The sequence below is a fragment of the Streptomyces sp. NBC_01485 genome, from assembly GCF_036227125.1.
Lineage (GTDB): Bacteria > Actinomycetota > Actinomycetes > Streptomycetales > Streptomycetaceae > Streptomyces.
This window is the reverse complement of the sequence record NZ_CP109435.1, coordinates 873,269-886,061: the sequence shown is the minus strand read 5'-3', so window position 1 is coordinate 886,061 and position 12,793 is coordinate 873,269. Positions and strand designations below refer to the sequence as shown.

Here is a 12,793-nt window from a genome sequence, read left to right as displayed (position 1 = left end):
GGCCGGTGAGGCCGGATGGCGGATCTGTGCCCGCTTTCAGATGATTTCGGGTGACCTCGCCGTCTGTCGTCGGGGACGGCGGTCCGCCGTGGCCGAGGATCGCCGTCGGCGGTCATCCCTGCCTGCCGTTCGCCCGCCCGGAGGCAGCCGTGCACATCCTGCTCCTAGCCAGCGCGTTCAACAGCCTCACCCAGCGCGCCCACGCCGAGCTGCGCGACCGCGGCCACCGTGTGGCGGTGGAACTCGCCCTGCCGGGCGGCTCGTTGCCGGACGCCGTGCGGCGGCACGCACCGCAGCTCGTCGTGGCGCCGATGCTGAAGTCGGCGATTCCCGAGGAGGTGTGGACGGCTTACCCGTGCCTCGTCGTCCATCCGGGGCCCGTGGGCGACCGCGGACCGTCCTCCCTGGACTGGGCGATCCACGAGGGCGTCGACCAGTGGGGCGTCACCGTCCTGCAGGCCGACGGGGAGATGGACGCCGGTGACGTGTGGGCCTGCGTCCCGTGCCGGATTCCCGAGGTGCCCAAGAGCGAGCTGTACCGGGGCGAGATCGCCGACGCCGCGATCGAGGCCGTCCTGCTCGCGGTGGAGCGCTTCGCCGGGGGGACCTATGTCCCGCGCAAGCAGGATGTACCACGCGAGCAAGATGTTCCGGGCAAGCGGGACGTGCCGTACGCGGACGACGCCCGCCTGCGCACCCGCCCGTATCTCGACCAGAGCGTCCGGCGGATCGACTGGGCCGAGGACTCCACCCGGACCGTACTGCGCAAGCTGAGGGCGGCGGACTCGCAGCCCGGTGTGCTGGACACGCTGCTCGGCGGCGAGTGGTATCTGCACGGCGGTCATCCCGAGAGCGTGCTGCGCGGCCGCCCGGGCGAACTGCTGGCGACCCGGGCCGGGGCGGTCTGCCGGGCCACCAGGGACGGCGCCGTGTGGATCCCCGAGCTGCGGCCCCGGCGGGGGGCCGGGCAGCCGCCCACGTTCAAACTGCCCGCCGTACGGGCCCTGGGCGACCGGCTGCCGCCGCTGCCCGAGGACGCCCTGCCCCTGTTGTCCGAGGTGCGCCACCCCACCTGGACGGACATCCGCTACCGGGAGGACGGGAACGTCGGCCACCTCTCGTTCTCCTTCCCCGGCGGCGCCATGAGCACGGAGCAGTGCCGGCGTCTGCTGGACGCCTACCGGGAAGCGTGCGCGCGGCCCACCTCGGTGCTGGTGCTGGGCGGCGAACGGGACTTCTTCTCCAACGGGATCCACCTCAACGTCATCGAGGCCGCCGCCGACCCGGCCGCCGAGTCCTGGGCGAACATCAACGCCATCGACGATCTGGTCGAGGCGGTCCTGACGACGACGGACCGGCTGGTGGTCTCGGCGGTCGCGGGCAACGCCGCGGCGGGCGGGGTGCTGCTCGCCCTGGCCGCCGACGAGGTGTGGTGCCGCTCGGGCGCCGTCCTGAACCCGCACTACCGTCTGATGGGCCTGTACGGCTCGGAGTACTGGACGCACACCCTGCCGCGCAGGGTGGGAGCCGCGACGGCCGAACGCCTCATGGGCGAGGCGCTGCCGGTCAGCTCGGCGAGCGCACTGCGTCTCGGGCTCGTCGACCGGGTGGTCGACCGTGGTCCCGACGCGTTCGCGCGGGAGGTCGGCGGCCTGGCGGCGCGGCTCGCGTCCCTTCCGGCGACGGCGTCCCGGATCACCGCGAAGAAGACGGAGCTGGACCGGCTGGAGAGCACGACCCCGCTGGCCGGCTTCCGTGAGCGGGAGCTGGCCCGGATGCGGCGGACCTTCGACGACCCGGACGCCCCGTACCACGCGCTGCGCCGTTCCTTCGTCCACAAGGAGCGGCCGGCGTGCACCCCGCCGCACCTCGTTCCGGCAGCGGTTGCGCAAACCGGTCCGGACCCCTCTGCCGCCGGTGTCACCGGAATGGCCCTCGATGGCATCTCGTCACGGCCGATGGGCTGATACGAAGAAAGTCGAGGGTCGAAATGCAGACCTTCATCCCTTACCTCCCCAGGAGGCGGTCCCATGACTGAGGCGACGGCGAAGACGGTCGGCGCTGCGCCCGCCGACGAGACACCCACGATCCACATTCTCTGGATCAACGCGGGGCTGAGCTGCGACGGCGACTCGGTCGCACTGACGGCGGCCATGCAGCCGAGCATCGAGGAGATCGTGCTCGGTGTGCTGCCGGGTCTGCCGAAGATCGCCGTCCACTGGCCGCTCATCGACTTCGAGTGCGGTCCGGTCGGCGGCGCGGACACGTTCATCGAGTGGTTCTTCAAGGGGGAGCGGGGCGAGATCGACCCGTTCGTCCTGGTCGTCGAGGGCTCCGTCCCCAACGAGGCGATCAAGCCCGAGGGCTACTGGTGCGGCTTCGGCGACGACCCGGAGACCGGCCAGCCGATCACCACCAGCGAGTGGATCGACCGGCTCGCCCCGAAGGCGCTGGCGGTCGTCGCCATCGGCACCTGCGCCACCTACGGCGGCATCCACGCCATGGCGGGCAACCCGACCGGCGCGATGGGCGTGCCCGACTACCTCGGCTGGGACTGGAAGTCCCACGCCGGCATCCCGATCGTGTGCGTCCCGGGCTGTCCGATCCAGCCCGACAACTTCTCCGAGACGCTCACCTACCTGCTCTACCAGGCGGCCGGTTCCGCCCCGATGATCCCGCTGGACGACAAACTGCGTCCCACCTGGCTGTTCGGGGCCACCGTCCACGAGGGCTGCGACCGCGCCGGCTACTACGAGCAGGGTGAGTTCGCGCTGTCGTACGACTCGCCGAAGTGCCTGGTCAAGCTGGGCTGCTGGGGTCCGGTCGTCAAGTGCAACGTGCCCAAGCGCGGCTGGATGAACGGGATCGGCGGCTGCCCGAACGTCGGCGGCATCTGCATCGCCTGCACCATGCCCGGGTTCCCCGACAAGTTCATGCCGTTCATGGACGAGCCGCCCGGCGCCAAGCTCTCCAGCACGGCCAGCGGCGCCTACGGAGCCGTGGTCCGCAAGCTGCGCTCGATCACGGCGAAGACGGTGGACAAGGAGCCCAGGTGGCGCCGCACCGGAGAGAAGATCACCACCGGCTACCGGCCCCCCTGGTGAGCGTCCGCCGCGAGTGACGCGAGCAATCCGCTCCCCGCTTCGTGCACCCCCCCCACGAACCTCCCGCGCAACGAAGGGCACGGCACACAGATGGCACCGAAGACGAAAGCGGCCGGCGACGGCAGCGGCCTGGTGGAGATGGCCTGGGACCCGATCACCCGGATCGTGGGCAGCCTGGGCATCCACACGAAGATCGACTTCAAGCAGAAGCGGGTCGCGGAGTGCTACAGCACGTCGTCGGTCTTCCGCGGCTACAGCGTCTTCATGCGCGGCAAGGACCCCCGCGACGCCCACTTCATCACCAGCCGCATCTGCGGGATCTGCGGGGACAACCACGCCACCTGCTCGGTGTACGCGCAGAACATGGCGTACGGCGTGAAGCCCCCGCACCTCGCCGAGTGGATCATCAACCTCGGCGAGTCCGCGGAGTACATGTTCGACCACAACATCTTCCAGGAGAACCTGGTCGGGGTCGACTACTGCGAGAAGATGGTCAAGGAGACCAACCCCGGCGTCCTCGAACTCGCCGAGCGCACCGAGGCCCCGCACGCCGCCGAGCACGGCTACCGCACGATCGCCGACATCATGCGCTCGCTCAACCCTCTGGAGGGCGAGTTCTACCGCGAGGCCCTCCAGGTCAGCCGCTACACGCGCGAGATGTTCTGCCTGATGGAGGGCCGCCATGTGCACCCCTCCACGCTCTACCCGGGCGGCGTCGGCACCATCGCCTCCGTGCAGCTCTTCACGGACTACCTCAGCCGCCTGATGCGCTACGTGGAGTTCATGAAGCGCGTCGTGCCCCTGCACGACGACCTCTTCGACTTCTTCTACGAGGCGCTGCCCGGCTACGAGGAAGTCGGCCGCCGGCGTGTCCTGCTCGGCTGCTGGGGCGCGCTCAACGACCCCGAGTACTGCGACTTCACCTACGCCAACATGACGGACTGGGGCCGGCGCATGTTCGTCACGCCCGGCATCGTCGTCGACGGCAAGCTCGTCACCAACGACCTCACCGAGATCAACCTCGGCATCCGCATCCTGCTGGGCAGCTCCTACTACGAGGACTGGCAGGGCCTGGAGCAGTTCGTCACCCACGACCCGCTCGGCAACCCGGTGGACCCGCGCCACCCGTGGAACCAGCACACCATCCCGGCCCCGCAGAAGCGGAACTTCGACGACAAGTACAGCTGGGTCATGTCCCCGCGCTGGTTCGACGGCAAGGACCACCTCGCCCTGGACACCGGCGGCGGCCCCATCGCCCGCCTCTGGTCGACGGCCCTGTCCGGACTCGTCGACACCGGGTACGTGAAGGCCACCGGCCACAGCGTGGTCATCAACCTGCCCCGCACGATGACCAAGCCGGAGACCAGCTTCGAGTGGAAGATCCCGAAGTGGTCCAACGCGCTGGAACGCAACCGCGCGCGCACCTACTTCCAGGCCTACACCGCCGCCATCGCCCTGCACTTCGCGGAGAAGGGCCTCGAGGAGGTCCGCGCCGGACGCACCCAGACCTGGGAGAAGTTCGAGGTCCCGGACGAGGGGCTCGGCGTTGGCTTCACCGAGGCGGTCCGCGGCGTCCTCTCCCACCACATGGTGATCCGCGACGGCAAGATCGCCAACTACCACCCGTACCCGCCCACCCCCTGGAACGCCAGCACCAGGGACACCTTCGGCACCCCGGGCCCGTACGAGGACGCCGTGCAGAACACGCCCATCTTCGAGGAGAACACCCCGGAGAACTTCAAGGGCATCGACATCATGCGCGCCGTCCGCAGCTTCGACCCCTGTCTGCCCTGCGGCGTCCACATGTACGTCGGCGGCGGCAAGACCGTGAAGTCCATGCACGTGCCCACCGGCCTGAGCGGACTGGGCGGATGAGCGCGCCGACGGCGGCGGCGCCGGTGAACGCGGAGCAGACCGGACGCCGGGTCGAGGAGGTGCTCGACCGGCTGACCGCGAGCGGCGACCTGGCCGCCGCCGCGGCGGCCGAGGAACTCGTCCGGTCCCTCATGGACTTCTACGGCGCCGGCCTGGCCCGCATCCTCCAGCTCCAGTCCTCCGCCGCGGGCGACCCCCTGGCGGGACTGCTCGGCGACAACCTGGTCGCGAGCCTCCTCGTCCTGCACGACCTGCACCCCGAGGACCGCGACACCCGCATCGCCCGCGCCCTCGACAGCGTCCGCGAACACGCCCTGGACGTCGTGGACTTCGACGAGGACAGCGGCACCCTGAAGCTGCGGGCCCCGTCGAGCGGCGGCTGCGGGTGCGGCTCCGGCGCGGATGCCCGACAGGCCGCGGAGACGGCGCTCGCCTGCTTCGCACCGGAGGTCAGGGCCGTCGACGTACAGACCGCGCCCGCCGGGCCCACGCTCCTCCAGATCGGCACGGCACCGGCGGGGGCCCGATGACGGCGTCCCCGGCGACGCGCCCGTCCGGCCTGCGGAGGTTCCTCACCGAGCGTCCGCCGCAGCCCGAACGGTGCGAACTGTGCGCGGTGGCGGTGGCCGAGGACGACCACCGCCACCTGGTCGACACCGAGAAACGCGCCCTCGTCTGCGCCTGCACCCCCTGCGCGCTGCTGATGGCACAGCCGGGCGCCGCCGCGGGCCGCTTCCGCACGGTCCCCGCCCGCTACCTCACCGACCCCGGACACCGCCTCGACGACAGCGCGTGGGACGCGTTGCAGATCCCGGTCGGCGTCGCCTTCCTCTTCCGCAACGCGGCCCTCGACCGGCTGGTCGCCCTCTACCCCAGCCCGGCCGGAGCCACCGAGAGCGAACTCGAACCGGCCACCTGGACGGACGTCCTCGGCGGCAGCCCCCTCGCCGAACTCCTCGAACCCGACGTGGAGGCGCTGCTGCTGCGCCGCACCGACGGCCACTGCGAGTGCCACCTCGTACCGATCGACATCTGCTACGAACTCGTCGGCCGCATGCGCCTGTTGTGGCAGGGCTTCGACGGCGGAGCCGAGGCCCGCGCCGCGCTGGACGCGTTCTTCGCGGACGTCTCACGCCGCGCCCGGCCCGTGGGCGGGGCGCGCCACGCGCCGGACGAGGCGGTGCGGCCGTGACGGAGTTCTCCTTCGCCTGTACCGGCGTCCGCGCCGACCGGTACGCCGCCGGACCGACCCTCGTCTTCCGGCTGCGCGTCACCGCCGCCGGCAACGCACGCGTGCACGCCCTCGCGCTGCGCTGCCAGATCCGCATCGAACCGGCCCGCCGCGGCTACGAGTCCGCCGAGGCCGGCGGCCTGGCAGACCTCTTCGGCGAGCGCTCACGCTGGGGCAGCACGCTCCAGCCGGTGCAGTTCGCCCAGGTCTCGGTCATGGTCCCGAGCTTCACCGGAGAGATCGAAGCCGACGTCGTCGTGCCCTGCACCTACGACATGGACGTCGCCGCGACCCGCTACCTCACCGCCCTCACCGGCGGTGAGGTCCCGCTGCTGATGCTCTTCTCCGGTACGGCGTTCACCGGAGACGGCGGCTTCCAGGTCGAGCCGGTCCCGTGGGACCGGGAGGCGGCCTTCCGGATGCCGGTCGCCACCTGGCGGGAGATGGTCGAGCAGCACTTCCCCGGCTGCGGCTGGATCCGGCTGCCGCGCGACGCCATGGACGCCCTCCTCGCCTACCGCTCCCGGCATGCCCTGGCCTCCTGGGAGTCGACCGTCCAGGCGCTGCTGGACGGCGCCGACCCGCCCGCGCACGACCCGCTGCGCGCCCTCACCGCTCTCACCGCCACCACCGGAAGGACCGATCCGTGACCGTGACCGCGTTCGCCTCCGAGACGGAGGAGCGGTTCGCCCTCGCCCGGCAGGTGGCCGACGCCGTCCTCTTCGAGGGCTATGTGCTCTACCCGTACCGTGCCTCGGCGGCCAAGAACCGGCTGCGCTGGCAGTTCGGGGTGCTCGTGCCGCCCGGCTGGGGCGCCGAGTGCGAGGAGTACGACTTCCAGCACACCGAGTGCCTGATGGAACCGAAGGCGGGCGCGACCCTCTCGGTCGAGGTGCGCTTCCTGCACGCCCGACGGCGCACGGTGCAGCGGGCCCGCCCGGACGGCGGCTTCGACACGGTCGCTGAACTCCGCCTCGACGACCGGGTGTTGGTGCCCTGGGACGAGGGCGGCGAGGAGCGGGTCGAGGTGGTCGCGGCGGTGGACGAGCTCCTCGGCGACGGCGTCACCCATGCCTTCCGGCGCCCCGCCCGCGAGGACACCGAACCGGTCCTGGACGCGGCCGGCCGCACCGTCGGCCGACTGGTCCGGCGGTGCGAGGAGATCAGCGGCACGGTCCGGCTGTCCGCCCGCGAACTCGACGGCCCCTACCGGGCCATGCGGCTGACCGCCGTCGTCGAGAACACCAGCGACTGGACACCGCCCGAGGGCCGCGCCGCCGCCCGGGACGCGGCGCTGCCGCGCGCCCTGGTGGCCACCCACCTCCTCATGGCCCTCAGCGCCGGATCGTTCCTGTCGATGACCGATCCCCCCGAGTGGGCGAAGGGCGCGGTCGCCGCCTGCCGCAACCTGCACACGTGGCCCGTACTCGCCGGCGAACCCGGCCGCGCCGACCTCGTCCTGTCCTCGCCCATCATCCTGGAGGACCATCCGGCCATCGCACCGGAGAGCCCCGGCGCGCTCTACGACGCCACCGAGATCGACGAGATCCTCGCGCTGCGCACCGCCGCCCTCACCGACGAGGAGAAACGCGAGGCCCGGGGCACCGACGAACGGGCGGCCGCCGTGATCGAGCTGGCGGACTCGATGCCGGCCGAGGTGCTGGAGCGCCTGCACGGGGCGGTGCGGAGTCTGCGCGAGGTGACCGGCCCGGACCCCGCCGCCCCGGACCTCACCACCCTGGACGGCGGCTTCCCCGACGAGTACGGGGTGCAGCGGCCGGACACCCCCTGGTGGGACCCCGCGAGCGACGCGGGCTTCGACCCGGAACGGGACCGGGTGGTCGTGGACGGCCGGGCGGTGGGCAAGGGCAGCCGCGTCGAGTTGCACCCGGGCCTGCGGCGCACCGACGCCCAGGACATTTTCCTGCGGGGCCGCACCGCGACGGTGGAGGCGGTGCTGCACGACGTCGACGGCGGGGTGCACCTGGCGGTCACGGTCGAGGGCGACCCGGGCGCCGACATCCGCCGCGAGCAGGGACGGTTCCTGTACTTCCAGCCAGACGAGGTCACCCCGCTGGAGGACCTGCCGCAGGACCTGGAGGACGACGTATGAACCTTCCCCCACCGGCAGGCCCCAGGACCCTCGTGGCGGGCATCGGCAACATCTTCCTCCGCGACGACGGCTTCGGCGTGGAGACCGCGCGCCTGCTGACCGAACGGCAACTGCCGGAACACGTCGAGGTGGTGGACATCGGCGTACGCGGCGTCCACCTCGCCTACCAGCTCCTGGACGGCTACGACACCCTCGTCCTCGTGGACGCCACGGCACGCGGCGAAGCCCCCGGCACGCTGTACCTGATCGAACACGACGTCGGCGGCGAGAGCCCGTCGCCGGTCGCCCCCGCGCTGGACGGCCACCGGATGACCCCGGACACCGTCCTGGCGCTGCTGGCCACCCTCTGCGCCGGCACCGGCGGCGAACCACCACGCCGCGTCCTGGTCGTCGGCTGCGAACCGGCCTCGGTGGACGAGGGCATCGGTCTGACCGCGCCGGTGTCCGACGCCGTACCGGAGGCCGTCCGGCTGATCGAAGAACTGCTGCGGGACGGCGAGCCGTCCGTGGCACAGGCCTCGACCGTCGAGGCTTCAACCGCTGAGGCCTCAACCGTTGAGGCTTCGACATGAGGAGAGCCGGGATGAAGAAGATCGTCATCGGCGGAGCGGCCGTCGCCGCCCTGGTCGCCGTGTTCGCCGAGGTGCTTCCCGATGTCAGGCGCTACCTGCGGATCCGCCGGATGTGAACCGTGGGCGCCACCCGGTGGTGCCCGTGCGGTTGCGTCGAACGGCGTACGTGCCCGGCGGGTGACGGCGCGCCGGGTCATGCCCCCGGGTGCGCGCGCCTCTAATGAGGCCGTCGGAAGCCAGGCTGCCAAAGGACGGAGACCCCATGCACGAGATGTCCGTCGCGCTGGCCGTCGTCGACCAGGTGGCCGAGGCCGCCGAGCGGGCCGGCGGCGTCACGGCGGTGCGAACGGTACGGCTCCAGGTCGGCGAACTGGCCGGCGTCGTACCCGACGCGCTCGCCTTCTCCTTCGAACTGGCCTGCGCCGGAACCCTGTTGGAAGGCGCCGAGCTGGTCACCGAAGCGGTGCCGGGGCGGGCCCGCTGCACGCCCTGCGCACACGAATGGGCCGTCGGCATGCCACCCCGGCTGACCTGCCCCCAGTGCGGCGGGACGCGTACCGACCTGCTCGCGGGCCGCGAACTGCAGATCGTCGACGTGCACTGGGAAGACGGCGGCCCCACGCACGCCACCACCCGCGAACCGATCTCCGAGGAGCGCTGAACCATGTGCCGTGTCGTCGACCTGCGCCAGGCCGTACTCGCGAAGAACGACGCGAGCGCCCACGAACTGCGCGCACACCTCGCGGCCCGGGGCACCGCGGTCGTCAACCTGCTGTCCAGTCCGGGCAGCGGCAAGACCGAGCTCCTGGAGCGCGAACTGCTGCGGGCACGGGAGCGGTCCGTGCCCGTCGCGGCGCTGACCGCCGATCTCGCCACCGAGAACGACGCGGCACGCCTCGCGCGATCGGGCGTCCCGGTCAAGCAGGTGCTCACCGACGGACTGTGCCATCTGGAGGCGGGGATGCTCGCCGGGCACCTGGACGGGTGGCTGCCCGACGACACCCGGCTGCTGTTCGTGGAGAACGTCGGCAACCTGGTCTGCCCGGCCTCCTACGACCTGGGGGAGACGCTGCGGGTCACCCTCGCCTCCGTGACGGAGGGCGAGGACAAGCCGCTCAAGTACCCCACCGCCTTCGGCCTCGCCCACCTGGTCGTGGTCACCAAGACCGACATCGCGGAGGCCGTCGAGTTCGACGAGGCCGCGTTCCGCGCGAACGTGGAGCGGGTCAACCCGGGCGTCGAGGTGGTCCTGACCTCGGCCCGCCGCGGGCAGGGCGTCGGCACGCTGCTCGACCGGGCGATGGCGGCCGCGGACGGCGCACCCGTCCACGCGCCGGTCATGACCCGGCTGCCGCATGACCACGGCCACACCCACGCGCCCAACGGTCACACCCACCCGCACACGGAGGCCACCGGCTCCATGGCCCGCACCCACTCGTGAGCGGTCCCCCACTCGTGAGCGGTGCGCAGGCCCCGGCCGCCGTCGCCGAGGACACTCCGCGCCGCCGCCGGGTCACCGTCCGGGGAGTGGTGCAGGGCGTGGGCTTCCGGCCCTACCTGTACGGCCTCGCCACCGAACTCGCCCTGGCCGGGCACGTGACCAACACCCCGGAGGGCGTCGTCGCGGAGGTCGAGGGCACCGCCTCGGCCGTGGCCCGGTTCTGCGACCGGATCGCCGCCCAGGCGCCCCCGCTGGCCCGCGTGGAGTCCGTCCACCACCGGGAGATGCCTCCCGCCGGAACCTCCGGCGGCACCGCGTTCACCATCCTCACCTCCCGCACCGACGGCCCGGCCCGCACCCTGGTCTCCCCGGACTCCGCCACCTGCGCCGACTGCCTCGCCGAGCTGACCGACGCGGCGGACCGGCGCTACCGCCACCCGTTCGTCAACTGCACCCACTGCGGCCCGCGCTTCACGATCGTCACCGGCGTGCCCTACGACCGGGCCCACACCACCATGGCCGGCTTCGCGATGTGCCCCGACTGCGCGCGGGAGTACGCGGATCCGGCCGACCGCCGTTTCCACGCCCAGCCGGTCGCCTGCCCGGCCTGCGGGCCGCGGCTGCGGCTGCTGGTCCCGCGGTCCGAGGAGGTCACGGGGGCGGACCCGGTCGCCGAGGCACGCGCACTGCTGTCGGACGGGGCGATCCTCGCCGTGAAGGGCCTGGGCGGCTACCACCTGGCCTGCGATGCCACGAACCAGGCGGCCGTCACCCTCCTGCGCCACCGGAAGGCACGCGGGGACAAGCCGTTCGCCGTCATGGCCCGGAGCGCGGCCGACGTCGAGCACCTCGTCCGGCTGAGCACCGAGGAGCGGAGCCTGCTCCAAGGCCGCGCCAGGCCGGTCGTCCTGCTGAGGCGGCGTCCGCACCCGTCGTACGCCGCCGGGGATCCGCGTCCCGCCGCAGCCGTCGCGCCCGGCAGCCCCGACCTCGGCGTGATGCTGCCCTACACGCCCCTGCACCATCTGCTGCTCGGCCTGCCCGGCGACCCGGACGGCCCCCGGCTGCTCGTCATGACCAGCGGCAACGTGTCCGGTGAGCCGATCGTCACCGACGACACCGAGGCGCTGGAGCGGCTCGCGCACCTGGCCGACGCCTGGCTCACGCACGACCGGCCGATCCACGTCCCGTGCGACGACTCCGTGGTCCGCGTCTGCGACGGGGAGCCGCTGATGCTCCGCCGCTCCCGTGGCTACGCCCCGCTGCCGGTGCCCCTCCCGCTGCCCGTACGGCCGGCCCTCGCCGTCGGCGGGGACCTGAAGAACGCCTTCTGCCTGGGGGCGGGCCGGCGCGCCTGGCTGTCGGCGCACATCGGCGACATGGACGACGTCGGCACGCAGTGGGCCTTCGAGCGCGCGGCGGCGCAGTTGGAGTCCATCACGGGGGTGCGGCCCGAGACCCTGGTCGCCGACCGGCATCCCGGCTACCGCTCCGCCCGGTGGGCCGACCGAAACGCGGCGCACCGGCCCGTCGTACGCGTCCAGCACCATCACGCCCACGTCGCCGCCGCGATGGCCGAGCACGGGTCGGACGGCACCCGGCCGGTCATCGGCGTCGCCTTCGACGGCACGGGCCACGGCGACGACGGCGCCGTGTGGGGCGGGGAGTTCCTGCTCGCCGACTACGACCGCTTCACCCGGTTCGGGCACCTCGCGTACGTCCCGCTGCCCGGCGGCGACGCCGCGGTGCGCCGCCCGTACCGCATGGCACTGGCCCATCTGCGGGCGGCCGGGATCGCCTGGTCCGACGACCTCGCCTGTACGGCCGCCTGCCCGCCCGACGAACTCCGCCTGCTGGAACGGCAGTTGGAGCGCGGCCTGAACTGTGTCCCCACCTCCAGCATGGGCCGGCTCTTCGACGCCGTGTCCTCCCTCGCCGGGGTGTGCCACCGGGCCGGATACGAGGCACAGGCCGCCGTCGAGCTGGAGGGCGCGGCTCTGCACGCACCCGCCGAGGACACCACGGCGTACGCCTTCGCCCTTCGGGTGCCGGAGGAGAACGGGGAGAACGGGGGTGGCGTCGTGCGGGCCGATCCGGCACCCGTGCTCGCGGCGATCGTGGGCGACTTGCGCGCGGGCGTCGAACCGGCCCTGGTCGCGGCCCGCTTCCACCGGAGCGTGACAGGCCTGGTGCACCGGATCTGCGCGCGGGCCCGTGAGCGGCACGGGCTGGACACGGTCGCCCTGACCGGAGGCGTGTTCGCCAACACGCTGCTCTCCTCCGCCTGCGCCGCAGCTCTGCGCGAGGACGGCTTCACGGTCCTGCGGCACCACCTCGTGCCGCCGGGCGACGGCGGCCTGGCGCTGGGCCAGTTGATGGTGGCTGCCCGCGCCACTCCCACTCCCGCCCCCACTCCCATTTCCACCTCCACTTCCACCGATTGAGCAATGCGCGACC

General features: G+C 72.6%; 12 protein-coding genes. All 12 read left to right on the top strand.

Going from position 1 to position 12,793, the window contains the following annotated elements; genetic code table 11:
- Positions 1-149: 149 nt before the first annotated feature.
- The gene (locus OG352_RS03625; protein WP_329223697.1) at positions 150-1,967 is read left to right on the top strand and encodes a hydrogenase maturation protein; all 1,818 of its coding nucleotides are present in this window, start codon (positions 150-152) and stop codon (positions 1,965-1,967) included.
- Positions 1,968-2,030: 63 nt separating this feature from the next.
- On the top strand, positions 2,031-3,104 hold the full coding sequence (locus OG352_RS03620) for a hydrogenase expression protein HypE (protein WP_329214238.1): 1,074 nt from the start codon (positions 2,031-2,033) through the stop codon (positions 3,102-3,104).
- Between the two features lie 90 nt (positions 3,105-3,194).
- Positions 3,195-4,979: a nickel-dependent hydrogenase large subunit gene (locus OG352_RS03615; RefSeq protein WP_329214235.1), complete on the top strand. Its 1,785-nt coding sequence runs from the start codon at positions 3,195-3,197 to the stop codon at positions 4,977-4,979.
- Positions 4,976-5,509 (top strand): hypothetical protein, encoded by a 534-nt coding sequence (locus tag OG352_RS03610; RefSeq protein WP_329214232.1) that lies wholly within the window; start codon positions 4,976-4,978, stop codon positions 5,507-5,509. Before OG352_RS03615 ends, OG352_RS03610 begins: the two co-directional genes overlap by 4 nt.
- Complete coding sequence (locus OG352_RS03605; RefSeq protein WP_329214230.1) at positions 5,506-6,171, top strand: DUF5947 family protein; 666 nt, start codon at positions 5,506-5,508, stop codon at positions 6,169-6,171. Before OG352_RS03610 ends, OG352_RS03605 begins: the two co-directional genes overlap by 4 nt.
- The gene (locus OG352_RS03600; RefSeq protein WP_329214228.1) at positions 6,168-6,860 is read left to right on the top strand and encodes a DUF6084 family protein; all 693 of its coding nucleotides are present in this window, start codon (positions 6,168-6,170) and stop codon (positions 6,858-6,860) included. Before OG352_RS03605 ends, OG352_RS03600 begins: the two co-directional genes overlap by 4 nt.
- Positions 6,857-8,323: a hypothetical protein gene (locus OG352_RS03595; protein ID WP_329214226.1), complete on the top strand. Its 1,467-nt coding sequence runs from the start codon at positions 6,857-6,859 to the stop codon at positions 8,321-8,323. The genes OG352_RS03600 and OG352_RS03595 overlap by 4 nt, the downstream gene beginning before the upstream one ends.
- Positions 8,320-8,895, top strand: a complete 576-nt coding sequence (locus tag OG352_RS03590; RefSeq protein WP_329214224.1) for a hydrogenase maturation protease — start codon at positions 8,320-8,322, stop codon at positions 8,893-8,895. The genes OG352_RS03595 and OG352_RS03590 overlap by 4 nt, the downstream gene beginning before the upstream one ends.
- 11 nt (positions 8,896-8,906) lie before the next feature.
- Complete coding sequence (locus OG352_RS39900; RefSeq protein WP_371271353.1) at positions 8,907-9,011, top strand: DUF6893 family small protein; 105 nt, start codon at positions 8,907-8,909, stop codon at positions 9,009-9,011.
- A 146-nt stretch (positions 9,012-9,157) separates the two neighbouring features.
- On the top strand, positions 9,158-9,556 hold the full coding sequence (locus OG352_RS03585; RefSeq protein ID WP_329214222.1) for a hydrogenase maturation nickel metallochaperone HypA/HybF: 399 nt from the start codon (positions 9,158-9,160) through the stop codon (positions 9,554-9,556).
- Between the two features lie 3 nt (positions 9,557-9,559).
- Positions 9,560-10,336, top strand: coding sequence for a hydrogenase nickel incorporation protein HypB (gene hypB, locus OG352_RS03580; RefSeq protein WP_329214220.1), 777 nt, complete (start codon positions 9,560-9,562; stop codon positions 10,334-10,336).
- 14 nt (positions 10,337-10,350) lie between these two features.
- Positions 10,351-12,780 carry a carbamoyltransferase HypF gene (gene hypF, locus OG352_RS03575; protein ID WP_329214218.1) on the top strand — a complete coding sequence of 810 codons (2,430 nt, stop codon included), beginning with the start codon at positions 10,351-10,353 and terminating at the stop codon, positions 12,778-12,780.
- The last annotated feature ends 13 nt before the right edge of the window (positions 12,781-12,793 follow it).